27 protein-coding genes and 1 riboswitch are annotated in these 25,766 nt (G+C 68.5%); of the genes, 18 read left to right on the plus strand and 9 right to left on the minus strand.

What is annotated here, in order from left to right; genetic code table 11:
• Positions 1–229 precede the first annotated feature (229 nt).
• A complete protein-coding gene (locus tag ACFSJG_RS03855; protein ID WP_378483888.1) occupies positions 230–1,540 on the plus strand; it encodes a C40 family peptidase in 1,311 nt (436 codons plus the stop codon).
• 76 nt (positions 1,541–1,616) lie between these two features.
• A complete protein-coding gene (locus tag ACFSJG_RS03860) occupies positions 1,617–3,482 on the plus strand; it encodes an SEC-C metal-binding domain-containing protein (RefSeq protein WP_378483889.1) in 1,866 nt (621 codons plus the stop codon).
• A gap of 67 nt (positions 3,483–3,549) precedes the next feature.
• On the opposite strand, the gene ACFSJG_RS03865 is transcribed toward ACFSJG_RS03860, so the two are convergent.
• The 4 genes from ACFSJG_RS03865 to ACFSJG_RS03880 form a co-directional block, all read right to left on the minus strand.
• Positions 3,550–4,365, minus strand: coding sequence for an ABC transporter ATP-binding protein (locus ACFSJG_RS03865; protein ID WP_378483890.1), 816 nt, complete (start codon positions 4,363–4,365; stop codon positions 3,550–3,552).
• On the minus strand, positions 4,358–5,209 hold the full coding sequence (locus tag ACFSJG_RS03870; RefSeq protein ID WP_378483891.1) for an ABC transporter permease: 852 nt from the start codon (positions 5,207–5,209) through the stop codon (positions 4,358–4,360). The genes ACFSJG_RS03865 and ACFSJG_RS03870 overlap by 8 nt, the downstream gene beginning before the upstream one ends.
• Positions 5,187–6,209: an ABC transporter substrate-binding protein gene (locus ACFSJG_RS03875; protein WP_378483892.1), complete on the minus strand. Its 1,023-nt coding sequence runs from the start codon at positions 6,207–6,209 to the stop codon at positions 5,187–5,189. The genes ACFSJG_RS03870 and ACFSJG_RS03875 overlap by 23 nt, the downstream gene beginning before the upstream one ends.
• Entirely contained in the window at positions 6,206–6,913 is a 708-nt protein-coding gene (locus ACFSJG_RS03880) for a TenA family protein (RefSeq protein ID WP_378483893.1), read from the minus strand. The genes ACFSJG_RS03875 and ACFSJG_RS03880 overlap by 4 nt, the downstream gene beginning before the upstream one ends.
• A riboswitch (TPP riboswitch) is annotated at positions 6,901–6,996 on the minus strand. Its footprint overlaps the gene before it by 13 nt.
• Positions 6,997–7,205: 209 nt before the next feature.
• On the opposite strand from ACFSJG_RS03880, the gene ACFSJG_RS03885 reads away from it, so the two are divergent.
• From ACFSJG_RS03885 to ACFSJG_RS03895, 3 genes are all read left to right on the plus strand, one after another.
• Positions 7,206–7,403 (plus strand): CopG family transcriptional regulator, encoded by a 198-nt coding sequence (locus tag ACFSJG_RS03885; protein WP_378484249.1) that lies wholly within the window; start codon positions 7,206–7,208, stop codon positions 7,401–7,403.
• A complete protein-coding gene (locus ACFSJG_RS03890) occupies positions 7,400–7,777 on the plus strand; it encodes a type II toxin-antitoxin system death-on-curing family toxin (RefSeq protein WP_378483894.1) in 378 nt (125 codons plus the stop codon). The genes ACFSJG_RS03885 and ACFSJG_RS03890 overlap by 4 nt, the downstream gene beginning before the upstream one ends.
• Before the next feature lie 191 nt (positions 7,778–7,968).
• Positions 7,969–8,559, plus strand: a complete 591-nt coding sequence (locus ACFSJG_RS03895; protein WP_378483895.1) for a hypothetical protein — start codon at positions 7,969–7,971, stop codon at positions 8,557–8,559.
• Positions 8,560–8,931: 372 nt separating this feature from the next.
• Here the strand turns inward: ACFSJG_RS03895 and greA are convergent, their stop codons facing one another.
• Positions 8,932–9,426 (minus strand): transcription elongation factor GreA, encoded by a 495-nt coding sequence (greA, locus tag ACFSJG_RS03900; protein WP_007532191.1) that lies wholly within the window; start codon positions 9,424–9,426, stop codon positions 8,932–8,934.
• A 312-nt stretch (positions 9,427–9,738) separates the two neighbouring features.
• Positions 9,739–10,164, minus strand: coding sequence for a DUF4307 domain-containing protein (locus tag ACFSJG_RS03905; protein ID WP_378483896.1), 426 nt, complete (start codon positions 10,162–10,164; stop codon positions 9,739–9,741).
• Between the two features lie 207 nt (positions 10,165–10,371).
• Between ACFSJG_RS03905 and mca the strand changes: the two genes are divergently transcribed.
• The 9 genes from mca to ACFSJG_RS03950 all read left to right on the plus strand — a co-directional run bounded on the left by mca (position 10,372) and on the right by ACFSJG_RS03950 (position 17,933).
• On the plus strand, positions 10,372–11,274 hold the full coding sequence (mca, locus tag ACFSJG_RS03910; protein ID WP_378483897.1) for a mycothiol conjugate amidase Mca: 903 nt from the start codon (positions 10,372–10,374) through the stop codon (positions 11,272–11,274).
• Positions 11,271–11,582 (plus strand): hypothetical protein, encoded by a 312-nt coding sequence (locus ACFSJG_RS03915; protein ID WP_378483898.1) that lies wholly within the window; start codon positions 11,271–11,273, stop codon positions 11,580–11,582. The genes mca and ACFSJG_RS03915 overlap by 4 nt, the downstream gene beginning before the upstream one ends.
• 2 nt (positions 11,583–11,584) lie before the next feature.
• Complete coding sequence (locus ACFSJG_RS03920; RefSeq protein ID WP_378483899.1) at positions 11,585–13,600, plus strand: thioredoxin domain-containing protein; 2,016 nt, start codon at positions 11,585–11,587, stop codon at positions 13,598–13,600.
• Between the two features lie 75 nt (positions 13,601–13,675).
• Positions 13,676–14,188, plus strand: coding sequence for a DUF3558 domain-containing protein (locus ACFSJG_RS03925; RefSeq protein ID WP_378483900.1), 513 nt, complete (start codon positions 13,676–13,678; stop codon positions 14,186–14,188).
• 52 nt (positions 14,189–14,240) lie between these two features.
• Complete coding sequence (locus ACFSJG_RS03930; protein ID WP_378483901.1) at positions 14,241–14,621, plus strand: hypothetical protein; 381 nt, start codon at positions 14,241–14,243, stop codon at positions 14,619–14,621.
• Between the two features lie 44 nt (positions 14,622–14,665).
• Positions 14,666–15,181 (plus strand): DUF3558 family protein, encoded by a 516-nt coding sequence (locus tag ACFSJG_RS03935; RefSeq protein WP_378483902.1) that lies wholly within the window; start codon positions 14,666–14,668, stop codon positions 15,179–15,181.
• A gap of 49 nt (positions 15,182–15,230) precedes the next feature.
• A complete protein-coding gene (locus ACFSJG_RS03940; protein ID WP_378483903.1) occupies positions 15,231–15,611 on the plus strand; it encodes a hypothetical protein in 381 nt (126 codons plus the stop codon).
• A 127-nt stretch (positions 15,612–15,738) separates the two neighbouring features.
• Positions 15,739–17,157 carry a PPE domain-containing protein gene (locus tag ACFSJG_RS03945; protein WP_378483904.1) on the plus strand — a complete coding sequence of 473 codons (1,419 nt, stop codon included), beginning with the start codon at positions 15,739–15,741 and terminating at the stop codon, positions 17,155–17,157.
• A 35-nt stretch (positions 17,158–17,192) separates the two neighbouring features.
• The gene (locus ACFSJG_RS03950; RefSeq protein WP_378483905.1) at positions 17,193–17,933 is read left to right on the plus strand and encodes an ESX secretion-associated protein EspG; all 741 of its coding nucleotides are present in this window, start codon (positions 17,193–17,195) and stop codon (positions 17,931–17,933) included.
• Here ACFSJG_RS03950 and trhA read toward each other — a convergent pair.
• Positions 17,900–18,565: a PAQR family membrane homeostasis protein TrhA gene (trhA, locus tag ACFSJG_RS03955; protein ID WP_378483906.1), complete on the minus strand. Its 666-nt coding sequence runs from the start codon at positions 18,563–18,565 to the stop codon at positions 17,900–17,902. The two genes, ACFSJG_RS03950 and trhA, sit on opposite strands and share 34 nt — an antisense overlap.
• 182 nt (positions 18,566–18,747) lie before the next feature.
• Here trhA and ACFSJG_RS03960 point away from each other — a divergent pair, with 182 nt between their 5' ends.
• On the plus strand, positions 18,748–19,515 hold the full coding sequence (locus ACFSJG_RS03960) for an isoprenyl transferase (protein WP_378483907.1): 768 nt from the start codon (positions 18,748–18,750) through the stop codon (positions 19,513–19,515).
• A gap of 264 nt (positions 19,516–19,779) precedes the next feature.
• Here the strand turns inward: ACFSJG_RS03960 and coaA are convergent, their stop codons facing one another.
• The gene (gene coaA / locus ACFSJG_RS03965) at positions 19,780–20,712 is read right to left on the minus strand and encodes a type I pantothenate kinase (protein WP_007532343.1); all 933 of its coding nucleotides are present in this window, start codon (positions 20,710–20,712) and stop codon (positions 19,780–19,782) included.
• Positions 20,713–20,818: 106 nt separating this feature from the next.
• On the opposite strand from coaA, the gene ACFSJG_RS03970 reads away from it, so the two are divergent.
• A complete protein-coding gene (locus ACFSJG_RS03970) occupies positions 20,819–22,015 on the plus strand; it encodes a DUF885 domain-containing protein (protein WP_378483908.1) in 1,197 nt (398 codons plus the stop codon).
• 10 nt (positions 22,016–22,025) lie between these two features.
• Here the strand turns inward: ACFSJG_RS03970 and ACFSJG_RS03975 are convergent, their stop codons facing one another.
• Positions 22,026–22,484: a nuclear transport factor 2 family protein gene (locus ACFSJG_RS03975; protein ID WP_378483909.1), complete on the minus strand. Its 459-nt coding sequence runs from the start codon at positions 22,482–22,484 to the stop codon at positions 22,026–22,028.
• A 180-nt stretch (positions 22,485–22,664) separates the two neighbouring features.
• Here ACFSJG_RS03975 and glyA point away from each other — a divergent pair, with 180 nt between their 5' ends.
• Positions 22,665–23,978, plus strand: a complete 1,314-nt coding sequence (gene glyA / locus ACFSJG_RS03980; RefSeq protein WP_378483910.1) for a serine hydroxymethyltransferase — start codon at positions 22,665–22,667, stop codon at positions 23,976–23,978.
• Between the two features lie 426 nt (positions 23,979–24,404).
• Positions 24,405–25,712, plus strand: coding sequence for a PhoH family protein (locus tag ACFSJG_RS03985; protein WP_378483911.1), 1,308 nt, complete (start codon positions 24,405–24,407; stop codon positions 25,710–25,712).
• Positions 25,713–25,766: the final 54 nt, after the last annotated feature.

Consider the following 25,766-nt stretch of genomic DNA (forward strand, 5'->3'; position numbering starts at 1 on the left):
GCATCGGCCGAACAGCCGAAAAGGTGCGCGGGCGGCGCGTCGCACACCTTCTCCGTCACCATCGTGCCTACCGTGCCCCTAGTGGTACCGCGAGTTGCGCGCAACCTGAAGGCTGTCTAAGAGTTCGCCGGAAAAGTGCGCACCACAGCGTTAACCGTCATACGGTGATGCGAGTCACACAGGGGGCGGCGAGCGTCACACGCATCGCGGTCGACGTAGGAGGATGCGCATGGCGGTTGACCCAACAGCGGTCATCGTTGCCGTTGCCACGGCACTGGGCGGATTGGTACAGGGGTCCGATCTGCCCGCACCGGTCAAAGAGCAAGCTGCACAAGCAATTCAATCGTTCGAAGCCACGTCACCTGCAGTGGATCAGCAGGTCAGCGACGTCATCGGCCTCCTGCCCGAGCAGATGCAGGCGCAGGCCCAGCAGGCCGTCGAGGACGCCTCGCAGGCCGTCGTCGACGCCGTCGACCCGTACCTGCCACCGGCTCCACCTGCCCCGGAGCCGCCGCCGGCACCCGAACCGCCACCTGTTGCGACGCCCGAGTCGCCCAAGTCGGACGTGTACGGAGCGGACATCTCGGACGTCCCGTTCGGCGGTGACCTGTCCCGCGCGATCAACTCGTTCGACGCGGCGTTTCCCGGTGGCAACATCGCGCCGATCGGCTCGATTGCGGTGTTCGTGCCCTGGTTCAACAAGGCGGGCGCGATCTGCGACGGCATCAAGGCTCCGGTCCTGGCCGCGCTGTACAACGCGGAGAACGGCTTCCGCTACGGTCCGACCGCGCCCGTCTCCCGCACCGGCGCGAAGGGGCCCGGGCAGTTCATGCCGGGGACCTGGGAGAAGTGGGGCAAGGACGCGGACGGTGACGGCAAGATCGACGTCCTCGGAGTCGCGGATCCGGTGATGGCCTCCGGCAACCTGCTGTGCAGCATGTACGGACAGATCGAGGAGTGGAAGCGTCAGGGCGTCGTCACCGGCGACACCCTCGACCTCACCCTCGCCGGCTACAACGCCGGTGTCGACGCGGTCCGGCGGGCAGGCGGGATGCCGAACGGCGCCTACGACTACGAACACCAGACGAAGCCGTACGTGAAGAAGATCCGCGACTCCGAGCCGGTGTTCGCCGCGATCCTCGCGCCGCTCAGCAACACCGACGGCAGCATCGGCAACAAGGTCGTCGAGGCGGCGCTCGGATACCTGGGCCTGCCGTACGTGTGGGGTGGCGGCAACATCAACGGACCGTCCGGTGGCGGCTTCGACTGCTCCGGCCTGACGTCGTACGCGATGTACGCCGCGACCGGCGACACCCTGGTGTTGCCGCGCACGTCGGAGACGCAGTGGAACATCGGCACCGAGATCCCGATGACCGAGGCCCGGCCCGGTGACCTGCTGTTCGGCAACTGGCAGGCGGGCGGCCCCGGTCACGTCGCGATCTACATCGGCAACGGACAGATGGTGCACGCGCCGCAGACCGGTGACGTCGTCCGCGTCGGCCCCGTGTTCGACGGCATGAAGGCTCGCCGCATCATCTAGCGCCTGCGGCACCCGTGCGCGTTCTCGGTAGTGGGAGCTACCGAAAACGCGCGCAGGTCCGGCCTAGGATCAGGGAGTGAGCGCCGATCCCGAGAACCACGACCCGATCCTCGATGCCGCGTTGTGGGCGCTTCGCGAGCACGGACCGTTGACGTCCGAGGCATGGGCGGACCTGCTCGTCGCGGGTGGTCACGGCACTGCGGAGGAGATGGTCGGCTACGTCGAGATGATCGACGAGCTCTCGGTGGGTCTGCTCTCGGACGGGCGCAGCGTCGCCCTCGACACCCTGCTCGAGGGGCGCGTCTTCACCCACCGGCTGACCGCGCCCGAGGTGCGAACCGGCCTGATCGACGCCGAACCGGACCTGGCGCCGGTGCTGTTGCTGGCGATGGTCGACGAGGAACTGCCACGGGCGCTGTTCGCCGACTACGACGCCGACGAGATCGCCGAACTCGGAGTGTCGGATGACGAGTTCCCGGACGGCTCCGCGCTCCTGTTCGATCCCGCCGATCTCGACGGCTGCGAAGCCGGCGACGTCGTCGCGGTCGAGGTGCGCGACGGCGCGATCACGGTCCGGCGCGTCGACGGTGACCTCGCGGCCGCGGACGTGACGGCCGCGCTGAACCGGCTGATCGGTGACGACAACGCCGACAATCTCGAAACCGTCGTCTGGCAGCTGCTCGCCGACGATCCGGCACTGTGCACGACACCGACCCGACCACTGGGCGATCTCGTCGACGACGCCGGCTACGTCTGCGAGGGCGATTACGTCGCCGCCCGCGGATTCGACTTCGACGCCCACCACCTGGCCCGGCATGTCGCGCTCGTGGCCCGCGAGGCGGATCTGCATCCCGACGAGGTCGATGCGGTGCTCGCCTTCGTGCAGCTCGTCGCGGCCGTGCACGACGACGAGCTGGACCTGGACGCGGCGCGGGAGCTCCTCGAGGGCGAAGCCGACCGGCTCGCGGGGCTCGAGGACCCGGCGGCGGCAGCGGCGGCACTCGACGTCTCGTACGGCCACGAGGACGAGCAGTTGCCCGCGCTGTACACGGTGGCGGAGGCGCTGGCCGGGTACGGTCCTCGGCGGGTCCGCGCCTCGGGTCACTGGCTGGCCGGCATGGCCGCCGACTCGCTCGGCGATGTCGCAATCGCGGAACGGCACTTCGAGGACGCCGTCGGGTTGGACGAGGAGTGGACCCCTGCGTTGTTCGAACTGGCGCAGATCGCGTCCGACCGCGGCGACGCACAGCGCGGGCTCGACCTGCTGAACCGGATCGAGGGGGGAGATTCGGAACGCTTGCACGCGGTGCTCACGCGGTTCGCCCCCGCGGAGCATCCCGAACTGGGACGCAACGACAAGTGCTGGTGTGGGTCGGGCCGGAAGTACAAGGTGTGCCACCTCGGCAAGTCCGACTCGACGCTCGACGAGCGTGCGCACTGGTTGTACGAGAAGGCGCGTCTGTTCGTGCAGTCGACGTCGCTGTTCGACCAGGTCCTGCTGCTGGCCGAACTGCGCGCCACCCACCGCGGCGATGTGGAGTCCGAGGATGCCGACGCCCTGGCGCTCGACACCGTGTTGTTCGAGGGCGGCATGTTCGAGCACTTCCTCAGCCGCCGCGGCCGACTGCTGCCCGACGACGAGGTCGAACTCGCTGCCCGATGGCTGCTGGTGAGTCGGTCGGTGCACGAGGTGGTTGCGGTGAACGGGGAGTCGGCAACCCTGCGTGACGTGCGGACCGGCGACGACGCGGACGTCGTGGTACCGGACGGGGTGACCGTCGGCGATCTGTTCGCGGCGCGTGTCGTCCTCACCGGAAGCACCGTCCAGATCATCGGCGGCGCGGAGCCCGTTCCGGCGGACCGGCGCGACGACGTGCTGGCCGCCCTGGCCGCGGACCCGGTCGATCCGATCGCTCTCGTCGAGTCCCTCTCGGCCGACTGAGCGCCTCAGCCGCAGCCAGGCTGGACGTGCTGCTCGTCAGGCACGGCGATGTCGGACGTGCTGCTCGTCAGGGACGGCGATGTTCGGTGTCCTGCTCGGCCAACGCTCGGCGTGACTCCTCGTGCAGCACTTCGAGAAGTTCCTGTTCCAGCGCGACGAACTCCGGCGCGGTGACCAACGACAGTTCCCGCGGTCGGGGCAGGTCCACACGCACCTCCCGGACCACGGTCGCAGGCCTGGCGGACAGCACGATCACCCGGTCGGAGAGGAACACGGCCTCGCGGATGTCGTGGGTGATCATCAGCGCCGTCCACCGGTAGCGCTGCCACACCGACTGCAGCCACGACTGCATCTCGGTGCGGGTCAGGGAGTCGAGGGCTCCGAAGGGTTCGTCGAGCAGCAGCAGGTCTCGGTTCTGGACGACGGTCCGCAGCAGCGCGGCCCGCTGACGCATGCCGCCGGACAGTTGTGACGGCCGGGCATCCTCGAATCCGGAGAGGCCGAACGTCGGGAAGAGTTCGCGGGCACGCTGCCGCGCTTCCTGTTTCGACAGGCCCTGCACTTCGAGGCCGAGTGCCGTGTTGTCGAGGACGCTGCGCCACGGGAAGAGCAGGTCCTTCTGCGGCATGTACGCGCAGTGGCCGGCGGTGGCGGGGTCGTCACCGACGCGGACGCTGCCCGAATCGGGGGTGTCGAGCCCGGCGAGCATGGTGAAGACGGTGCTCTTCCCGCAGCCGCTGGGCCCGATGACGGCGACGAACTCGCCGGGTTCGGCGGTGAACGACACCCCGTCCAGGACCTGTCGGTCGGGTCGACCGCGTCCGGGCTGTGGGAACGATTTGGTGAGGCAGTCGACGACGAGTCGGCTCGGGATGTCAGTCACGGCTGCTCCTGTTCTCGGCGCGGGCCCACGGTGCGACGACCCGTTCGACCGCGAACGTCAGCAGGTACAGGGTGATGCTGACGAGGGCGGTGACGAGGACGGCCGCCAGCACCAGGTCGGTGCGGAACGAGTTCTTCTGCAGGTTCATGTAGATCCCGAGGCCCTGGCTTGCGCCGACGTACTCGGCGAACACCGCCCCGACCACGGCGTAGGTGATGCCGATGCGCAGCGCGGTGAAGAACCGCGGCAGCGCGGACGGCAGGCGCACGTACCGGAACACCTGCCGCTTCGTGGCGCCCATGCTGCGCAGCAGTGCGCCGGCCTCGCGGTCGGCGGCGGCGAATCCTTCGATCAAGCCGATCGCCATCGGGAAGAACGTCACCAGCGCGATGACCAGGACCTTCGGTAGCAGTCCGAAGCCGAACCAGATGATCATCAGGGGCGCGATCGCGATGATCGGCAGGGTCTGGGACGCGACGAACAGCGGCACGAACGCGCGCCGCAGCGTGGGGGAGAAGTCGACGACGATCGCGAGCGCCCACGCCAGGATCAGTGACACCCCGAACCCGATCAGTGTCACCTGCAGGGTCGCGGCGGCGTGCGTCCCGATCTCGTCGCGGTGCGCCCAGCCCTGCTCGACGACGCGCATCGGCGACGGCAGCAGTTGTGGGCGGATTCCGCTGACGTCGACGTAGATCTGCCAGATCGCCACGAGGACCGCCACTGCGACGAGCGCGGGGATGATGCGACGGACCCCCGCCGCCGGGCGACGGGCGCCGGCAGCAGGGGTCGTGTTGTCTCGCACAGCAGTTCGTTCCCCGCTACGGGGTACCGAGGTACTCATTGGTGAAGTACGTCGACCAGTCGGGCTCGGTGGTCAGCGGCGAGCCGTCCGGACCGGTGAGCAGCCCGCTGCGGTACAGGAAGCCGGAGTTGCCCGCCCATTGCTCCAGCGTCTGCCCCCCGACCGTACCGTCGGCGCCGCGCATGTACTGGTCGGCGAGCATCTGCTGGCTCTCGAACACCAGCTTCTCGTCGTTGAAGGCGCCGGGGTTGGCGTCGATGAGGTCCTGCGCGGCCGCGTCGGGATCGTCCGCTGCCGCCTGGTAGCCGCGTTGCAGGGCCTGCACGAACTTCGTCGCCTGCTCCGGGTTCGCCTCGATCCAGTCCTCGTTGGCGTCGACGACGATGGCGTACGCCTCCGGGAAGCCGTAGTCGGTGTAGTCGAAGTACTTCATCGGGGTGCCGTGGTGGTCGGCCTCGATGCCCTCCCACGCCAGGTACGAGACGGTGAAGTCGGCCTCGCCCGAGTACACGGCCTCGTAGGCGGACGTGCCGAGGGTGACGGAGTCGTAGTCGCCGGTGCCCCCGTCGTTGCGGATCACCTGTTGCAGGGTTTCCTTCTCGCCGGGATCGCCGAACCCGGCGTACGTCTTCCCGTCGAGGTCCTTCGGGCTCGCGATGTCGGCGCGGTCGGCGCGGACACCGATACCGGTCGCCCACCGCTGCAGCGGAGCGAGCACGGAGATCGTGTGCGCCCCCGACGCGCGGGAGAACGTCGACGAGTTGTGGGTGCTGATCCCGAACTCCGCGTTGCCAGCGTCGACGACGGTGTCCACGGCGGTGTTGTTGTACGGCAGGACCTCGACGTCGAGCCCGGCGTCGGCGAAGTACCCGCGCTGCAGCGCGACGAACAGGCCCGTGTGGTTGGTGTTCGGGGTCCAGTCGAGTGCGAAGCGGATGGTGTCGTCGGAACCGGAGTCCGAGCTGCACGCGGTGACGGCGGTCAGCGCGAGAGCGGCAGCGGCGATCCCGGTGACGGCACGGCGGATCCGGGCGCTCACGGTGCGGGCCAGGGCTGCGGGTTCAGGGCGGTGTCCCAGAACATGAGTTCGTACCGGGTGGCGACGGTGAACGCGGTGAGCATGTCGGCGCGCTCGCGCTCGCTCACGCCCTCGGCCGCGGCGTCCACCAGCGCTCGCGCCTGGGCCGCGGACTCCTGGAACTCGGGTGCGTCATAGGTGGTCACCCACTTGGCGTACGGGTGGTCGGGGTCGGCGGCGAGCACCTTCGCCGCGCTTGCGGCGAGGGTTCGTCCGACCTCGGCGTAGATCCAGAAGCACGGCAACGCGGCGGCGGCGGCGACCGAGTACGGCTCGGTCGCTGCGGCGGCGATCAGGTAGGAGACGTACCCGAGGCACGCGGCGGAGTGCTCCGGCGCGTCCACACGGGGAGGCAGCACGCCGAGCAGTTCCTCGTGCAGTGCGGACTCGACGGCGGCGGCGTTGGCCGCGGAGTTCGCCCAGAATGCCGCGGCCTGCGGCTCGGGAGCGCGGGCGGCGAGGAGCGCGAGCGCCTTCGCGTAGCCCGCCAGGTACAGCGAATCCTGCTCGATGTAGGTGCGGAACACCTCGAGCGGCAGCGTGCCGTCACCGAGGCGGTGCAGGAACTCGAGGTCGTCGATCGCGACCCGCAGGGCCTTCGTCTCGGCCCAGAGGTGGTCGGTGAATCCACCGGATATCGGTGTGAGCGCATGCGTCGTAGACATGACATCCCTTCGTCAGCATTACCTGGACAGGTTCTCGGGTCTCATCTCAGCCCCGCGTTCGCGGAGCACCCCGTGTCAGAACATCGACGACCGTAGCAGAACGACCTGCGACGGTCGCCGCGCACGTCTGCTGGACTTCGGCGACCCGTTGGCTGTAGTTCACTCCCGCTGCAGCGGGAGCAGCCGCGGCGTGCGTTCGGGATCGTCGGAGAGCGGCGACTGGCGCGGGCTGCCTAGCTGTCCTGTGCGATCGCATCTGTGGTATCAGGTCGGTATCATGGTCTACGTGAGCATGACGCTGCGACTGACCGACGAGCAGGACCTGTTGCTGAGTGAGCTGGCACGAGCTGAGAATGTCAGCAAGCAGGAAGCGGTGATCCGGGCGATCACCGACCGCGCCGCGCGATTGAACCAGGACAGCGACGTGCGGCGCGCCGCACGTGCCGCGATCGCCGAGTACGGGCCGCTGCTCGACCGGCTGTCGAAGTGACCCGGTACCTGACCACCGAGGACCTCGTCGCCCTGTGTGAGGAACTTGGTGGTCTACAGGTGCGCGACATCGGCCTGCTCGATGCCGCCGCCCACCGCCCGGCGGTGACGGTGTTCGGCGACGACGCCTACGTCGGGGTGCACGCCAAGGCCGCGGCGCTGCTGCAGTCGATCGTCCGCAATCATGCCCTCGTCGACGGCAACAAACGACTGTGCTGGGTGGCCGCGTACGTCTTCTACTCCCTCAATGGCAGGCACCTCGATGCCCCGGAGGACGACGCCTACAACCTTGTCATCGAGGCATCCACCGGGAATCTCGAGCTCGACGCGATCGCGGAGACGCTGGCCGGGTGGACCAGCGCCTCCGGCGGTTGACGTACATCCGAGCCGAGAACGACCAAAGTCGAGGTCGCGCCGGCTGAGGTCCGTGCAGTGCGACTCACCGTTGAGATCAACAGGAACCTGGGTCGCGCGACCCCGGGCGATGTCGGTCCTGCGTGTTACCAAACTCCCACGCATTCGACGCGGGCCACAGCGGCCGACGCGTCGGTGCCCAAGGGGGAGAGATGAAGGAAAACTGGGGGCTTCTGGTGCCCTATCTCGCGATGATCACGGGATGTCAGCTGTTCGCCACGAGCCTGTCGAAAGTGCTCTCGGCGTTGCCGTTCAAGAAGCTCGACAGGCTCGGGAAAACCATCGAGGCAGCATGCGGGCTTGCCTCCGCGACAATGCTGGTCGGGGCGTTCGTCCTCATGGCCCGGGAGTCTGACGTCATGGCAGACGTGGCGGCGGATGAGCGACTCTGGCTGGCGCGGGAATTCGCGCTCTTGTATGGCGTCGTTGCACTGTTCTATCTCGGGTGGGCGATCGCGATCGTTTTCGGGGGCCCGCACATACGATTCTGGGCTGTCGCGTTGTCGATCGGATTCCTGGTCGTCGCGTGGGCGACCACCCTGGATGCACCCGCGTCGGAGCAGGTGGCCCGTGTTGTCGTGCCGGCATTCTTCACGGTCCTGGGGCTCATCGCTGTCCCCTTCTTCGCGGCGGTGATGGTGCCCGGACTCGTCCACCGACACGTGGTTGCGCGGTGGCGCGCCTTCGTCCACTGGCTCGAACCCACGGATCTTCGGTCCAGTCCGCACTCGGCCGAGTTGTGAAGGTGCTCGCCAAACCGGCGCTCTACCGCGGGTCCACTCGCTACGTACGCCATTAGCGGCGAACCGCCCATCTCGCGTGTCCAGAGGCGCAGGGGCAGTCCTCGGCCGATCGGCGGCGGGCCAGCAGGCGGGGTTGACGCCATTCGAGCCCGGCAGCCCAAGTTTCGTAATTCCTTCAGGACCGCCGGAACCTATTCAGCAGTCGGTGCGTCTGAATTGGTGGGAACAGCTGAACGCCCGTCCGGGGAGGGGAGCGTCGCTGGTCCCGTTCTGGTGGGGCAGTCTCGCAGGGGGTGGCTGCCCCACCGGAACGACGAAACCCCGGCCCGCGCTGGTGCGCGAACCGGGGTTCCGGGGGGATCGTCTGGGCCGTCAGGCGTGGTACGGCTCCGCGCTGATCAGGGTGACCTTCATCGTCTTGCCGTTGGGCAGGACGTACTCGCGGGTCTCGCCGACCTTCGCGTCGATGAGCGCGCCGCCGAGCGGGGAGCTGGGGGAGTAGACCTCGAGCTTGTCGTTGCGGGCGCCCTCTTCGCGGGTGGCGATGAGGAACGTCTCGGTGTCGGTCTCGTCACCGTCGTAGTACACCTTGACGACCGAACCGGGCAGCGCGACGCCGGACTGCGTGGGGGCCTCGCCGACCTTGGCGCTGTTGAGGAGTTCCTGCAGCTGGCGGATGCGCGCCTCCTGCTGGCCCTGCTCCTCACGGGCGGCGTGGTAGCCACCGTTCTCCTTGAGGTCGCCTTCCTCGCGACGCTCGTTGATCTCGGCCGCGATGACCGGACGATTGGCAATGAGCTGGTCGAGTTCGCTCTTGAGCCGGTCGTGTGACTCCTGGGTCAGCCAGGTCACCTGGGTCTCGGTCATGCTCGATCACTCCTCGTAGTCGGAACCTCACGGTCCCCTGGACGGACCACCCATTCCGGTGGTCGGCTGCGGTTGGGCGCGTTGTCCCCCGGATGGTGAATCCCCCGGTCGGCCCACCGTGTGGCGGGCGCGCGCCTGGCCGCGTGTGTGCAGCAGGCCGCCTGCGTCCGGGTGCGCGTGCAACCGCACGTCCAGATGCAAATGCAGCAATACACGGCTCCAACGCGGAACCGTGTATCCGGCGAGTCTAGCACGAGCTGGGATTTTCCAGCGAAGATCCAGGTCGGCGCCGCGGCGCGGCGTGCCGCGATGTCAGTTGACGGTGAGATAGGTCGGGACGTCGGAGCCGCATCCGTACAAGTCGGCCATCGCAGCTCGTTGCGACGTCTTGATCTGGGTGTCGATCTGGACCGTGTCGTGCTCCGACGGTTGCACGACGACCTCACGACGACCAACCTCGGAACGATCCACGGACTTCGCCTGCACGATGCACAGAGCCGCTTCCGTGGGGTCTTCGCGGGTGACGGTGAAGCTGATCGCGATGGTCTCGTCGTCCACGTTCGAGTACTGGAGCACGTCGAACTTGATGTCCTTGGCCGCGAACCTGTTGTAGGCGAGCCAGGCGATGGCAATGCCGAGGAGAACGACTCCGATGGTGAGGACGATCGCCGTGATCCGGGACCCGCGGACACTGCCCTTGGGCATCGGATAGCGATCGGAGGGGGTCGTCTCGGTCATGCGCTCGACTCTCGTGCAGCGGTCCGGGCGAGCTCGTCGTGCCCGGCTGGGTGCCCTCCGCGTGGTGATCCGAGCAGGGTCACGGTGACGCTGGAGGTGTCGGGTGGAACTATAGGGGAAGGACACGGACGCCTCCCGCACGGTCGGCGCGGCAGGTGGACGGCAGCCACACGTAGGTTCCAGGCGAAGCTGAGGTGAAGGAAGACTGTGAGCGGATTGCGTCTCATGGCCGTGCACGCCCATCCCGACGACGAGTCCAGCAAGGGCGCGGCGACGATGGCCCGCTACTCAGCCGAGGGGAACGAGGTGCTCGTGGTCACCCTCACCGGCGGTGAGCGTGGCGACATCCTCAACCCGGCGATGGACGTCCCCGGCGTCCGCGACAGGATCAGCGAGGTCCGCAAGGAGGAGATGGCCGAGGCGGCTCGGATCCTCGGCGTCCAGCAGACCTGGCTCGGTTTCGTCGACTCGGGGCTGCCGGAGGGCGACCCGAAGCCGCCGCTGCCCGAGGGCTGCTTCGCGCTGGTGCCACTCGAGGAGTCCACGGAGGCGCTCGTCCGCGTGATCCGTGAATTCCGTCCACACGTGATGACCACCTACGACGAGAACGGCGGGTACCCGCACCCCGATCACATCCGCTGCCACGAGGTGTCGGTGGCGGCCTACGAGGCGGCCGCGGACCCCGATCGGTTCCCCGACACGGGCGAGCCGTGGGAGGTGCTGAAGCTGTACTACTCGCACGGGTTCATCCGGAAGCGTCTCCAACTGTTCCAGGAGGAGTACGACCGCCGCGGTGAGGAGTTCCCGATGGCGGAGTGGCTCAAGAAGTGGAAGACCGAGCAGGGTGACCTGATGGCTCGTGTCACCACCCAGATCACCTGCGGAGACCACTTCGCGCAGCGGGACGACGCGCTGCGCGCCCATGCGACGCAGATCGACCCGAACGGATCGTTCTTCGCCGTGCCCCGCGACATTCAGCAGAAGATCTGGCCGACCGAGGAGTTCGAGTTGGCCAAGACCCGCGTCACCACCGCGATCCCGGAGAACGACCTGTTCGCCGGCATCGACCACGTCGGTGTGGCCGCGGGACGTCAGGAGGAGGAGCAGTGAATCTGGCAGGCGCGACGGTCGCGTTGCTGGCGCAGACCCAGGGCACCCCGACCGGGCCCGAGTTCGGTAAGGCGTCACCGGTCGGGTTGCTGATCATCGTCGTGCTGCTCGTCGGGACCGTGCTGTTGATCCGGTCGATGAACAAGCAGTTGCGGAAGCTGCCCGACACGTTCGAACCCGAGCATCCCGAAGCGGACCAGGCGGCAGACGAGGGCACCGACCGCGGCGGCGCACTGCCGCCCGCCGGCTCCGAGGCCACGACGACGGCGACGAAGCCGTCCACGCCGCCGACCCAGACGTCGGGCTAGGCGTGGCGACGCGGCACCGGAACGCCCTCGGCGAGGCGACGAGCCCGTACCTGCGGCAGCACGCGGACAACCCTGTGCACTGGCAGCAGTGGGGTGCCGACGCGCTGGAGTGGGCGCGCGAACGCGACGTGCCGGTGCTGCTGTCCATCGGGTACGCGGCCTGCCACTGGTGTCACGTCATGGCGCACGAGTCGTTCGAGGACGCGGCGACCGCCGCGGTGATGAACGAGCACTTCGTGTGCATCAAGGTCGACCGTGAGGAACGTCCCGACCTGGACGCGATCTACATGAACGCGACGGTCGCGATGACGGGGCAGGGCGGCTGGCCGATGACCTGCTTCCTCACCCCGGACGGGGAACCGTTCTACTGCGGCACGTACTTTCCGCCGTCGCCGCGTGGCGGCATGCCGTCCTTCACACAGTTGCTCGAGGCGATCGACGATACCTGGCGGGCCCGCCGCGAGGACGTGTTGCAGGCGTCCGCGTCGATCACCACCGAACTCCGCCGCGCCGGCGGTGCGTTGCCCGCGGGAGCGGTGCCTCTCGACGACGCACTCCTCGACGCGGCGGTTGCCGCGGTGCGTGCGGACGAGGACGTCGAGCGCGGCGGATTCGGCGGGGCACCGAAGTTCCCGCCGTCGGCGCTGCTGGAGGGCATGCTCCGCAGTCACGAGCGGACCGGTTCGGCGATGGTCCTCGACTCGGTGACCCGGACCGCCGAGGCGATGGCGCGGGGCGGCCTCTTCGACCAGTTGGGTGGCGGCTTCGCGCGCTACTCCGTCGACGCCGACTGGGTGGTGCCGCACTTCGAGAAGATGCTCTACGACAACGCCCAGTTGCTGCGCGTCTACGCGCACCTGGCCCGGCGCACCGGATCGGACCTGGCGCTGCGGGTCACGGAGGCGACCGCCGAGTTCCTGCTGCGTGATCTGCGCACCGCCACAGGTTGTTTCGCGTCCGCTCTCGACGCCGACACCGAGGGCGTCGAGGGGCTGACCTACGCGTGGACTCCCGATCAGCTGATCGAGGTGCTCGGATTCGAGGACGGCGTGTGGGCGGCCGGGCTGTTGGCGGTGAGCTCCGCCGGGACCTTCGAGGCCGGGACGTCGGTGCTGCAACTCCCGGCGGACCCCGACGACTGGTCGCGCTGGGAATCGGTACGCCGCAGACTGTTCGACGCGCGGTCGACCCGGCCACAGCCTGCCCGTGACGACAAGGTGGTCACGGCCTGGAACGGCCTGGCGATCACGGCGCTCGCCGAGGCCGGCGCCGGCCTGGGCCGCCCGGAGTGGATCGACGCCGCAGCGCGTTGCGCACGGTCGCTGCTCGACGAGCACCTGGTGGACGGCCGCCTCCGGCGGGCGTCGCTGGGGTCGGTCGTCGGTGACGCGGCCGCCGTCCTCGACGACCACGCGGCGCTGGCCACCGGACTGCTCACCCTGCATCAGGTGACCGGCGACGTCGACTGGCTTGCTCGCGCACAGCAGATTCTCGACGCGGCCCTGGAACACTTTGCGGACGAGTCCGAGCCGGGCTGCTGGTTCGACACAGCCGACGACGCGGAGACGCTGATCGCGCGGCCCCGTGACCCCGTGGACGGTGCGACGCCGTCAGGTGCGTCCTCGATGGCGGAGGCGCTGCTGCTCGCGTCGGTGCTGTCGGGCCCGGCGGAGGCCGGACGGTACGGCACCGCCGCGTCCGCGACGATCGATCGGGGAACCATTCTGCTGCAGCGTGTTCCAAGGTCGGCGGGGCACTGGCTCGCGGTCGCAGAGGCTGCCGTCCGGGGCCCGATCCAGGTGGCGGTCGCGACCGACGGGTCGTCGGATCTGCTCGACGAGGCGCGCAGGATCGCGCCCGGCGGAGTTGTCGTCGTCGGAGGCGCGCCCGATTCTGCTCCACTGCTGGCCGATCGACCGCTCGTCGACGGCGCATCCGCGGCCTACGTGTGCCGTGGCGTCGTCTGCGATCGGCCGGTGACGAACGTCGACGCGTTGGCGGAGGCGCTCGCCCGGTAGCAGCACGCGGCCGTCCGGTGCCCTTGCGTAAGGTGAGCGCACTGTTGTCTTCGTCGGGGGTGTTCGGTGCGGGGTGTGGTCGCGGGATTCGCGTTGGCGTCGGTGCTGTTGGTGGGGTGTGGCACCGAGACCGTGAGTGGTGAGGCTGTGGGGGCTTCGGGAAGTGCGTCCGCGGGGAGTGGGCCAGTCGACGGGTGCGCCGTCCTGCCGGACGAGGCGCTGGTGGCGGCCGGTTTCGACCCGTCCAAGAAGATGGCGCCTGACGAGGAGCACGAGGGGTGGGCGGGCTGCATCATCTCAGGCGACGGCGTATCCCTGATGACTGCTCTCACGAACATGACGATGGACGAGGTGCGGTCGGATAGGGGGATCACTGATCAGGTGGATGTTTCGGTCGCCGGCCGGATCGCGGTGCAGCATCGGAGACGGGCGACCGCCATCGAGGATTCGTGCATTCTGGCGTTCGACACTTCGGAAGGCGTGATGATGCTTCGGCTTGAACGAAAGGTGTCCAATCCTGAGAAGCCGGACATGTGTGGGTCGCTGTCGGAGCGTGCGGTGCATCTTGTTCCGTTCATTCCGGCGTGAGGGTTCAGTGGCGTTGCCGGTTTTGATGATTTCTTCGGGGGAGTGATCGGTCGTGGGGGATGTCGTTGATGCCGGGGCGTTGGGTGAGCTGGCGCGGTCGGTGGAGTCCGGAAATCTGAGGCTGGAGGAGGGGACGGCCGAGCGGTGCGTCGAGGCGTGCAATGCGTTGATAACCGAGTTGGCCGAGGTGGACGATCAACTCGGCTACCGGCAGTGGCGGCCGCAGTTCGGTGCCTTTGCCGCCGGTGAGGAGCTGGCGGACAAGTTCGAGCAGTTGGCGGTGGGACCGGACGGGTCGTTGCGTGTGGCCTTGCGCAGTCACATCGAGGCTGTGACGAAGATGCGGGATCTGTTCGAGGCGGCGGGACGGGCGTACCGGGAGGCCGAGGAGGCGAACGCGGCCCGGCTGGCGGCGGCGGGCGGGTCACAGTGAGTGGGTTGGAAATTCGGCGTAATCGGGGGTGTTCGGTGCGGGGTGTGGTCGCGGGATTCGTGTTTACGTCGGTGTTGTTGGTCGGGTGTGGCACCGAGACCGTGAGTGGTGAAGCTGTGGGTGCTCCGGAGAGTGCGTCCGCGGGGAGCGGGCCCTTCGATGGGTGCGTCGGTATCCCTGATGAAGCGCTGGCCGCTGCGGGCCTCGATCCCACGAAGAAGGCTCCCGACGAGGAGTCCGGGACTTTGGGGTGGACGATTTGCACCGTCGAGGGTGATGGCGTGTATCTGATGATCGCCGGCACAGATATGACGCTAGACGGCGTTCGGGCAGATTCGCTGACCATCGATCATCGAGACGTGGAGGTGGCGGGACGGCTCGCGGTCCAGCACCGCAGGCTGTACGACACGGTGGAGGAGTCGTGCATCCTGGCGTTCGGCAGTGCTCAGGGTGTGACGATGCTTCGGCTGGACGCGAAGCTGTCCAACTCCGATCCGGGCGATCTCTGTTTGTCGTTGTCGGACCGGGCGGTGGGCCTGGTTCCGTACCTCCCTTCGTAAAGTGCATGAGCTGAAACGGATCTGACCAACTCTGTGTAAGGGGAACATCGTGGGGGAGATTCTTGATGCTGGACAGCCGGGTTCGTTGAGTCAGGCTGTGACTGATGGTGCACTGAGGTTGGATGAAGGAGTTGCCGAGCGGTGCATCGGGGCGTGCGATGCTCTTCTCGCGGAACTGGATGCGTTGGGTGCTGAGTTCAATAGCGGCCAGTGGAGACCTCGATTTGGGGCTTTCTCGGTTGGTGAGGAACTTGCGGTCAAGTTCGAGAAGTTGGCGAATGGACCCGAGGGGTCACTTCGTGTGGCACTGCTGAGTCACATCGAAGTCGTCAAGCAGATGCGGGATCTGTTCGAGGCTGCTGGTCGGGCGTATCGGGAGGCCGAGGAGGCGAATGCGGCCCGGTTGGCGGCGGTGGGGGATTCCCTGTGATCGGCCGGTGGAACCGAAAGGCACTGCGCTGCGTCTGAGTGTGTGAGTGGAGTGTTGTCGTGACGGGGAGCAGTTGTGATGCGGCGTTGCCGTGTGGGTCGACCGACGAGCGAAGGGGTGTAGCGGCATGGGGGTTCTCTCGGACGCCTGGAACGAGTACGTCGTCGATCCGGTCGCAGATGCAGCGGCGGACCTCGTCACCGCCGACAACCCGCTTGGCGCATTCACGCGGCAGGTCGCCGGATCCGATGCGACGAACTGGGCCGATCAGCGCCAAGCGACCGACGACGCCGATGCGCAGCGTGAGGCGCTGGGCATCCGCACAGATACCTGTCCGGTCCCGACACTCGTCATGGACAACTTCGATGCCATGACCCACGAGGAGATGCTGACGCGGACGGACGCGATCTCCGCTGAGGCGATCGACGCGAGCGCACGGGCGTGGTCGGGCGTCGCCGAGAGGATCGCACCGGCGGTCGAAACGTTCCGTACGACAATCGCATCCGCGATCGGATCCGGCTGGGAGGGGTCCGCGGCGGAGGCGGCGTCGGCGCGTGTCGGTGCCGCGTCCACCGATCTCGGGAGACTCTCGGACGAGGCGGTCGACGTTGCCCGTCAGCTGGCAGAGGCTCAGATCGGTTTCCACGAGGCCCAGCGCAAGATGCCACCGACGACCGATCAGCCGAGCATCCTGAGCGGACTCAACCCGTTGTCGTGGCTGTTGAAGGACGAGATGCACGAACGGAACGAGCTGCGTGAAGCGGCACTCCTCGTCCTGAAAGGTGTGTACGCCCCGACGGCCCTCCAGACCGACGCCGGATGGTCCGGCGTCCAGTTCGAGCGCGCCCGGACATGGGATCCGGCTTCCGTCACCCCTCAGGACGACAGCGGCAGCGGCGGCGGCGGTGGCGGTGGTGGCTGGAGCGCCGAGGACGGCACCACGCCGCCGGGAGTCGACGGGAACGGGACCTCGACGGGCGACGGTGATCAGACGAGCGACGGTGATCAGACGAGCGGTGACGGAGCGGGTGACATCGCGGCCGACACTGCGAACCGCGGTGCGTTCGATCAGTCGACAGGTACAGATGGCTACTCCGACGCCCAGGTGAATCCCGCGTCGAGCGCAGTGGACAACGCATGGACGACGCCGGCCTCGGCGAGCGGCAACGCGGCGGGACCCGCTGGTGCCCACGGGTCGTCGGCCGGCTCCGGGTACGGTGCCGGTTCGGGGTCCGGAGCGGGAGGAAGCGGTTACGGTGCAGGAGGATTCGGCGGCGGGTCCGGATCGGGTGGCGTCCCGGGCGGGTTCGCTGTCACCGGTGGTGGCGCGGCGGCGGGTGTGGGCGCGTCCGCAGCTCCCTCCGCGGGGGCCGCGGGCAGGGCGGGTGCACCCGGCATGGGCATGGCGCCACCGGCGGCGCGTGGAGGCGGCGGGGGCGACGACGACACCGAGCACACCACGCCCGGGTACCTGGTGAACGCCGACAACGGCAACGAGCTCGTGGGCAGCCTGCCGCTCGTCGCTCCTCCGGTGTTCGGCGCATGACCGGCCGGCCCGCTGCCGAGTGGTGTTTCTCGGCAATGGAATTCGACGTTCTGTGGCGCCTGTTCGGTCGTGACAGGCTCCCGTACCCGATGGCGTACCGCAGTTCGGCGGAGTCGGCGGACGCCGAGCAGCGCGCGCGGGGGGGTGCCGCGCAGTCCCTCCGCTCGGGCGTGGACGGGACGCTGCAGGGTGCGATGTCGGCGCTGCTCGAACCCGAGCTGCGGGTCGAGGTGTGCGCCTTCACCGGCGCCGGACTCACCTCCGTGACCCGGGTGCACGCCGGCCTCCGCGGCGGTAGCGCCGTCGTCGTCCGCCAATTGCCCGGCGCGGACGTCGACAGCGGTGGCGACGTACGGATCGCCGTGGTGCCGCGTACTCGGGTGTCGAACGCGGTGATCGCGGCGCTGCCGTCGGCGGACCGCGGGACGGGGCGTCGGCTCGTCGCCGAACCGGAGCGTGGCAACGGTTCGCTGATGCGCCCGGTCGCCGGCCGGGGCACGCCGGACGACGTGCGGGCCTTCTTCGCGCAGCGCAGGCTGGGTATCGGCGAGATAGGGGTTCACCCCGGTCCCGCGGTCGACTGGCGCCCCACCGACGACGGTGGCGTGTTCCAGTGGATCGACGTCGCGGACGGCCGCTATCTGGTCAACCGCGCCGACGACGTCGTCGAGGTGCTGCCCGCGGGGGCGGCCGAGCTGGGCTCGCAGCTCGCGACACTCGTCGACCGAGTCGGCCGGAAGAGTCAGGCGAGCAGCACCAGCCACACCGCGAGGTAGTGGCAGACGGCGGCGATCACGGTGCCGGCGTGGAAGAACTCGTGGTGCCCGAACGTCTCGGGCCACGGGTTCGGCCACCGCGCCGCGTACAGGACCCCGCCGACGCTGTAGAGCACGCCACCGACCGCCAGCAGGATCAGCGGTAGCCAGCCGACCTGCTCGACCAGATCCCCCGCAACGGGTACGAGGGCCCAGCCCAGCAGCAGATAGAGAGGCACGCCGACCCATCGAGGTGCGGTGGGCCACAACATCTTCAGCGCGACCCCGGCGACTGCACCCGACCACACGACCGTCAGCAGCGTTCGTCCGGTGGCCGTCGGGAGCGCGAGGGTCGCGAAGGGTGTGTAGCTGCCGGCGATGAACACGAAGATCATCGAGTGGTCGGCGCGCTTCATCCAGGTGCGTGAGCGCGCCGTCGGCCAGTGGATGCGGTGGTAGGCGGCGCTCACACCGAACACGCCGCACACGGTCGCGGCGTAGACGGCGGTCGCGACGCCCGCCCGAGTGGACACCGTGAAGGCCGAGACGACGAGCGCTGCACCCGCGACGACGGCCACGACGAAGGCCCACAGGTGGATCCATCCGCGCAGCCGTGGTTTGACCGGGATGAGTGGTTCGTCCAGGGCGGTCATCTGGCGTCTCCCAGGGCTCGGATCTCACAACCTACGGAACCGTAGGTTGTGGTTTTCGGTCACTGTACCCCGCGGTCGGCCGGGCGGACGGGCCGTCGACGGCCGGGGAGTGGCCGAGAGCGCCGGTGCCTGACGCGGTGGAGGTGCGCGGGCGTAATGTGACCTCCCGTGGTGATGTCCAGGTGAAGCCCTCCGACCTGCTGTACAGCCTCTACGAGCGGCGCCTCACCGGGCAGCTCGACGGGATGCAGCGTCCTCGCCATGTCGCGGTGATGTGTGACGGAAACCGCCGCTGGGCGCGGGAGAACGGATTCACCGACGTCGCGCACGGCCACCGCATGGGCGCGCTCAAGATCGCCGAACTGCTCACCTGGTGTGACGAGGCCGGCATCGAGATGGCGACGATCTACCTGCTCTCCACCGAGAACCTGCGCCGCGACCCCGAGGAACTCGACACCCTCATCGAGATCATCACCGACGTCGTCGAGGAGATCTCCGGACCGGACCAGAACTGGTCCGTGAAGATCGTCGGCACCCTCGACCTCCTGCCGGAGGACTCCGCTCGCCGGCTGCGGGAGGCCGCCGACCGCACCGCCGGACGGACGGGTACCCACGTCAACGTCGCGGTCGGGTACGGGGGCAGGCAGGAGATCGCCGATGCGGTCCGCTCACTGGTCGCGCAGAAACAGGACGAGGGTCTCGAGGGCGCCGCGCTGGTCGACGCGATCAGCGTCGAGGCCATCGACGGGCACCTGTACACGTCCGGCCAGCCCGACCCGGACCTGGTGATCCGCACGTCCGGGGAGCAGCGGCTGTCCGGGTTCCTGCTCTGGCAGAGCGCGTACTCGGAGATCTGGTTCACGGAGGCGTACTGGCCGGAGTTCCGCCGCGTCGACTTCCTCCGCGCGCTCCGCGACTACGCCGCCCGGCACCGCCGCTTCGGGACGTAGGGCATCTCTCCCAATCCCCGGTCGGCGCCCCTGCCGTTCGATCGCCGCCCTGCTGCGTTGTCGTCGGCGCAGATACAACCGCGGTATCTGCTTCTCCTCCGCGCAGGAGCGGAGCCCGCGGAGCGACTCCTGGGGCTTGCCGGGCGACGATCGATTCGGCAGGTGCATCCGAGAGGGATCGGGAGACCTGCCCTGGCACTTCCGCACTCGTGCGCGGTCAGCGGGTCCCAAGACCCGGAAACCGCGCACGAGCGGCGGAGCCGCCTACAGCTTGCGCAGCCGCAGCCTGTTGATGGAGTGGTCGGCGTCCTTGCGCAGCACCAGCGTCGCGCGAGGACGGGTCGGCAGGATGTTCTCGACCAGGTTCGGGCGGTTGATCGAGTTCCAGATGTCCTCGGCGGCGATGGTGGCGTGCTCGTCCGACAGGTTCGAGTAGTGGTGGAAGTGGGCCTGCGGGTCCGCGAAGGACGTCTTGCGCAGCGCCAGGAAGCGTTTGATGTACCAGCGCTCGATGTCCTCGACCTTCGCGTCGACGTAGATCGAGAAGTCGAACAGGTCGGAGACCATCAGCCTCGGGCCCGTCTGCAGCACGTTCAGGCCCTCGAGGATCAGGATGTCGGGCTGCCGGATCAGGTGGTACTGCCCGGGGACGATGTCATACGAGCGATGCGAATAGACCGGGGCGGCAACCTCTTCGGAACCGGATTTCACCTCGGTGACGAACCGGAGCAGCTTGCGACGGTCGTAGCTCTCCGGAAAACCCTTGCGGTGCATGATGCCGCGGCGCGTCAGCTCCGCCGTGGGGTACAGGAAACCGTCGGTGGTGACCAGGTCGACCCGGGGATGGTGTTCCCAGCGCGCGAGCAGCGCCTGCAGCACGCGAGCGGTGGTGGACTTTCCGACGGCGACCGAGCCCGCGACACCGATGACGAACGGCACCTGACGATCCGGGTGCTTCTCGCCGAGGAAGGTCGCGGTGGCGGCGAACAGGCGCTGCCGGGCGGCGACCTGCAGGTGGATCAGTCGGGCCAGCGGCAGGTACACCTCGGCGACCTCGTCGAGGTCGATCTGCTCACCGAGGCCCCGCATGCCCTGGAGTTCCTCCTCCGTGAGCACGAGCGGCGTCGACTTCCGCAGTGTCCGCCACTGCTTCCGGTCGAATTCGACGTAGGGGCTGCTTTCGCTCACCCTCGCCATTCGCGCGCCCCGGCCTCGATCTGCATCGCCTCGATCTGCATAGGTGGATTGTGCTCGCCCACACAGTCCGATGCTGCGTCGGGTCCGGCCACTAGGGTGCACAGGTATGGACGCCACCACCTTCGTACGCGAGTATCTGCTGCTCGGGCTCGGTTTCGACCGGATCGAGGACGGGTTCGTCGACGCATTCACCGGCGACCCCGAACTGCGTAGGCAGGTGGAGAACGCGCCCCCGCCGGAGCCTCGGCAGCTCGCCCGCCGGGCCGCGGAACTGCGGGCGGAACTGCCCAGTGTCGAGGTCGCCCCCGACCGCGCCGAGTTCCTGGACGTGCACCTGCGTGCCCTCGAGTGCTCGGCGCGCAAGTTCGCGGGCGAGGACATCGGCTTCGTCGACGAGGTGCACGCCTACTTCGACGTCCGGATCGAGCCGGGGTCCGTCGACGACTACCGGGCCGCGCACCGGGCGATGGACGAGGTCCTCGCGGGCGACGGCAGCCGCCCGTTGGCGGAGCGACTGCAGGCGCACCGAACGGCGGACGAGATCCCGCCGGAGCGGCTCGCCGAGTGCGTCGACGCGTTCTCGTCGGCGCTGCGTGACCTCGTGCGCGCCCGGTACCCGCTGCCGGACACCGAACGCGTCGAGTACGAGGTGGTCGGGGACAAGCCCTGGTCGGGGTTCAACTACTACCTGGGTGACTACCGGTCGAAGGTCGCCATCAATTCCGACCTCAAGCAGCACATGGCGCACCTTCCGCACCTGATCGCGCACGAGTCGTACCCTGGGCACCACACCGAGCACTGCCGCAAGGAGGCGGGACTCGTTGACGCCGGCCAGGTCGAGCACACGATCTTCCTGGTCAACACCCCCCAGTGCCTGATGGCGGAGGGCCTCGCGGACCACGCGTTGGGCGCGATCGTCGGGCCTGGCTGGGGCAAGTGGGCGGAGGAGATCTACGCGGATCTCGGCCTCCGCTTCGACGGGGAGCGCGCCGAGGCCCTGTCGACGGCGTCGGCGGGGTTGCTGGGGGTGCGGCAGGACGCGGCGCTGCTGCTGCACGACCGCGGACGGTCCCAGGACGAGGTCGCGGAGTTCCTGCAGACCTGGAACCTCACGTCGCCGGAACGGGCCCGGCAGTCGCTGCGATTCCTGTCGTCGTCGCTGTGGCGGGCCTATTCGTCGACCTACGTCGAGGGCTATCGGCTGCTGGACACGTGGCTCGGCCGCGCCGGGGACGCGGCCGAGCGGGCCGAGTTGTTCCGCAGGCTCCTGGATGAGCCGCTCATCCCGTCGTCGTTGCGCTGAGGTCGCGACCTCAGCCTCGCGGCGACCACCCACCCGGCCCGGGGCCGAGGGCGGCGAACGAGCCGATGTGGGCCCGGTTGTGCTTGACCCGACGGGCCAGCAGCCAGCGGTCGCCTCTGCGTACCCAGCTGTCGCGATAGTCGCCGAGCGTGCGGAACGTCAGCTCGGACCGGTCACCGGCACCGATGTGCATGTCGGACACGTAGGCACGGCTGGTGGCCGTGTCGCCGTCCACGTCGACCAGCACGTTTCCGAGCAGGTGTTGTGTCGGCCCGCAGTCGTCGAGGAACGATCGGATGCTCGTGACGATCGCGACCAGGCCACGCAGTTCCCCGGTGCCCAGGTCCGCGGTGACGTCCGGCGCGACCAGGTCGTCGAGTGCCGCCCAGTCGCGATCGTCCATGGCACGGGCGATCAGAATCAGGGTGCGGGTGATCGCGCGTTCGGCGAGCATGTCGTCGAGGGTCATCGGGTCTCCGTGGGTGGGTTCGGCAGTGATGTGTCCGGACATCGAACCGTGATCCCGCCCCGGCGGACACCCGATGTCCCGTTGGCCGGTACCACCCGGTCGGGACCCGTGACCGGGTGCCGTTGACCTGGCCCTAGAATGGACGTGCCCCTGCCCGGCCTTCCACTTGGAGACTCCTCGATGACCGCTGTGCCCAGCACCGACGTCAACAATGCCTCGCTCGCCGAACTCGACCCCGAGGTCGCCGCGGCAATGAACGGCGAGCTGGCCCGTCAGCGCGACACCCTCGAGATGATCGCGTCCGAGAACTTCGTGCCCCGCGCGGTGCTGCAGGCGCAGGGCAGCGTCCTGACCAACAAGTACGCCGAGGGCTACCCGGGTCGCCGCTACTACGGCGGCTGCGAGCACGTCGACGTCGTGGAGAATCTCGCCAAGGAACGCGCCAAGGCCGTCTTCGGCGCCGAGTTCGCGAACGTGCAGCCGCACGCCGGTGCCCAGGCCAACGCCGCCGTGCTGATGTCGCTGATGAACCCCGGCGAGAAGCTGATGGGCATGGACCTCGCGCACGGCGGGCACCTCACCCACGGCATGAAGCTGAACTTCTCCGGCAAGCTCTACCAGGTCGCGTCCTACGGCGTCCGCGAGGACACCCACGTCGTCGACATGGACCAGGTCCGCGAGATCGCCCTCGCCGAGCGTCCGCAGGTGCTCATCGCCGGATGGTCCGCGTACCCGCGTCACCTCGACTTCGCCGCGTTCCGGTCGATCGCCGACGAGGTCGGCGCGAAGCTGTGGGTCGACATGGCGCACTTCGCCGGTCTGGTCGCCGCCGGTCTGCACCCCTCCCCGGTGCCGCACGCCGACGTCGTGTCCACCACCGTCCACAAGACCCTCGGCGGCCCCCGCTCCGGCATGATCCTGGCCAAGCAGGAATGGGCGAAGAAGCTGAACTCGTCGGTGTTCCCCGGTCAGCAGGGCGGGCCGCTGATGCACGCGATCGCCGCGAAGGCCGTCGCGATGAAGATCGCCGCCACCCCCGAGTTCAAGGAGCGCCAGGAGCGCACCCTCGCCGGCTCGAAGATCCTCGCCGAGCGTCTCGGTGGCGCCGACGTCGCGGGCAACGGCATCTCCGTCCTCACCGGCGGCACCGACGTGCACCTGGTGCTCGTCGACCTGCGCAACTCCGAGCTCGACGGCCAGCAGGGCGAGGATCTGCTGCACGAGATCGGAATCACCGTCAACCGCAACGCCGTTCCGTTCGACCCGCGCCCGCCGATGAACCCGTCCGGCCTGCGCATCGGCACTCCGGCGCTGGCCACCCGCGGCTTCGGCGAGGCCGAGTTCACCGAGGTCGCCGACATCATCGCCACCGCCCTCGCCAACGGCCAGAACACCGACGTCGCGGCCCTGCGTGCCCGGGTGTCGAAGCTGGCCCTGGACTTCCCGCTGTACGACGGCCTGGAGAACTGGGGACTGCTCTCCAAGAACGTCTGATCATTCGTCCTACGAAACGGCCCGCATCCGAAGGGATGGGGGCCGTTTCGCGTTGACGGTGACTGGGCGCGTGCAGCGTCGTGCTCTGTCTGCCGTTCACCTCCCTGCTGTCCGATTCGGGACAGCTGATGCCATCGGGGCTGCAGAGGCTGTTCTGGCGTCCGGAAGTCCTGCGAACGCGGGATTCTCGCGATCTTGGTTTACGCAACGTTCACCGTGTTGGTCGCGCAGGGACGGGTGATGTGGACGTAGCGTTCAGACCAACGGGTGACAGGGGAAGTTGCCCGTCCGGGAGGTTCGAGTCGTGACTGACATCGCGCAGTGCGAGGGGACCGGCGCCCGGTCCCTGTGGGCTTCGGCCCACCCGGACCGGCCGGCCCAGCGAACCGCCGCTTGCGCGGGCGCCGCGTCAGCGTAGGAGCCACCGTGACCGCAAACCGCTCCGTCCGCACCTACGTCCTCGACACCTCCGTCCTGCTCTCCGATCCGTGGGCTGTCACCCGGTTCGCCGAGCACGCGGTCGTGCTGCCGCTGGTTGTCATCAGCGAGCTGGAGGGCAAGCGACACCATCACGAGCTGGGATGGTTTGCGCGAGAGGCGCTTCGGATGCTGGACGACCTGAGACTCGAGCACGGCAGGCTCGATCAACCGGTGCCGATCGGCTCAGAGGACGGCACGCTCCAGGTCGAGTTGAACCATACCGACCCGGCCGTGCTCCCGGTGGGATTCCGCACCGATTCGAATGATTCACGCATCCTCGCGTGCGCGCTGAACCTCGCCGCCGAGGGCAACGACGTGGTCCTCGTCAGCAAGGACATCCCGCTCCGCGTCAAGGCGGGCGCGGTCGGCCTGCCCGCCGACGAATACCACGCGCAGGACGTGGTGACGTCGGGCTGGACCGGTATGACGGAACTCGACGTCGCATCGGAGCAGATCGACCAGCTCTTCGGTGACGGAGTGATCGACCTCGAGCAGGCCCGGGAGCTTCCCTGCCACACGGGAATCCGGCTTCTCGGTGGCAGGTCGAGCGCGCTCGGTCGCGTCACCCCCGACAAGCAGGTCCAGCTGGTGCGGGGCGAGCGGGAGGCGTTCGGGCTGCACGGGCGGTCCGCCGAGCAGCGCGTCGCGCTCGACCTGCTCCTAGACGAGAGCGTCGGCATCGTCTCGCTCGGCGGCAAGGCGGGCACCGGCAAGTCGGCGCTCGCGCTCACGGCCGGCCTCGAAGCGGTGCTCGAGCGTCGCACACACCGCAAGGTCGTTGTTTTCCGCCCGCTCTACGCGGTCGGCGGGCAGGAACTCGGCTACCTGCCGGGCAGTGAGAGCGAGAAGATGGGGCCGTGGGCACAGGCCGTCTTCGACACCCTCGACGGCCTCGCCAGTCCCGAGGTGATGGACGAGGTCATCAACCGGGGAATGCTGGAAGTGCTGCCGCTCACCCACATTCGCGGCCGGTCCCTGCACGACTCGTTCGTGATCGTCGACGAGGCGCAGTCCCTGGAGCGGAACGTGCTCCTCACGGTGCTGTCCCGCCTCGGTAGTGGTTCACGGGTGGTGCTGACCCACGACGTAGCGCAGCGCGACAACCTGCGGGTCGGTCGGCACGACGGCGTTGCCGCGGTGATCGAAAAGCTCAAGGGGCACCCGCTTTTCGCGCACATCACGCTGACTCGCAGTGAGCGCTCGCCGATCGCGGCGCTGGTGACCGAGATGCTCGAGGAGTTCGGCCCGGCGTAGGCGGCTCCGCCACCTGTGCGCGCTTTTGGTAGTGGGAACTACCAAAAACGCGCA

The sequence above is a fragment of the Rhodococcus gannanensis genome, from assembly GCF_042681175.1.
GTDB lineage: Bacteria > Actinomycetota > Actinomycetes > Mycobacteriales > Mycobacteriaceae > Rhodococcus_G > Rhodococcus_G gannanensis.

What these genes read in the sequence shown, in the direction of transcription:
- ACFSJG_RS03855 (WP_378483888.1), top strand. Translation starts at nt 230, where the DNA reads ATGGCGGTTGACCCAACAGCGGTCATCGTTGCCGTTGCCACGGCACTG.
- ACFSJG_RS03870 (WP_378483891.1), bottom strand. Translation starts at nt 5,209, where the DNA reads ATGAGTACCTCGGTACCCCGTAGCGGGGAACGAACTGCTGTGCGAGAC.
- ACFSJG_RS03880 (WP_378483893.1), bottom strand. Translation starts at nt 6,913, where the DNA reads ATGTCTACGACGCATGCGCTCACACCGATATCCGGTGGATTCACCGAC.
- ACFSJG_RS03885 (WP_378484249.1), top strand. Translation starts at nt 7,206, where the DNA reads ATGACGCTGCGACTGACCGACGAGCAGGACCTGTTGCTGAGTGAGCTG.
- ACFSJG_RS03895 (WP_378483895.1), top strand. Translation starts at nt 7,969, where the DNA reads ATGAAGGAAAACTGGGGGCTTCTGGTGCCCTATCTCGCGATGATCACG.
- greA (WP_007532191.1), bottom strand. Translation starts at nt 9,426, where the DNA reads ATGACCGAGACCCAGGTGACCTGGCTGACCCAGGAGTCACACGACCGG.
- ACFSJG_RS03905 (WP_378483896.1), bottom strand. Translation starts at nt 10,164, where the DNA reads ATGACCGAGACGACCCCCTCCGATCGCTATCCGATGCCCAAGGGCAGT.
- ACFSJG_RS03945 (WP_378483904.1), top strand. Translation starts at nt 15,739, where the DNA reads ATGGGGGTTCTCTCGGACGCCTGGAACGAGTACGTCGTCGATCCGGTC.
- ACFSJG_RS03950 (WP_378483905.1), top strand. Translation starts at nt 17,193, where the DNA reads ATGGAATTCGACGTTCTGTGGCGCCTGTTCGGTCGTGACAGGCTCCCG.
- trhA (WP_378483906.1), bottom strand. Translation starts at nt 18,565, where the DNA reads ATGACCGCCCTGGACGAACCACTCATCCCGGTCAAACCACGGCTGCGC.
- coaA (WP_007532343.1), bottom strand. Translation starts at nt 20,712, where the DNA reads ATGGCGAGGGTGAGCGAAAGCAGCCCCTACGTCGAATTCGACCGGAAG.
- ACFSJG_RS03970 (WP_378483908.1), top strand. Translation starts at nt 20,819, where the DNA reads ATGGACGCCACCACCTTCGTACGCGAGTATCTGCTGCTCGGGCTCGGT.
- ACFSJG_RS03975 (WP_378483909.1), bottom strand. Translation starts at nt 22,484, where the DNA reads ATGACCCTCGACGACATGCTCGCCGAACGCGCGATCACCCGCACCCTG.
- glyA (WP_378483910.1), top strand. Translation starts at nt 22,665, where the DNA reads ATGACCGCTGTGCCCAGCACCGACGTCAACAATGCCTCGCTCGCCGAA.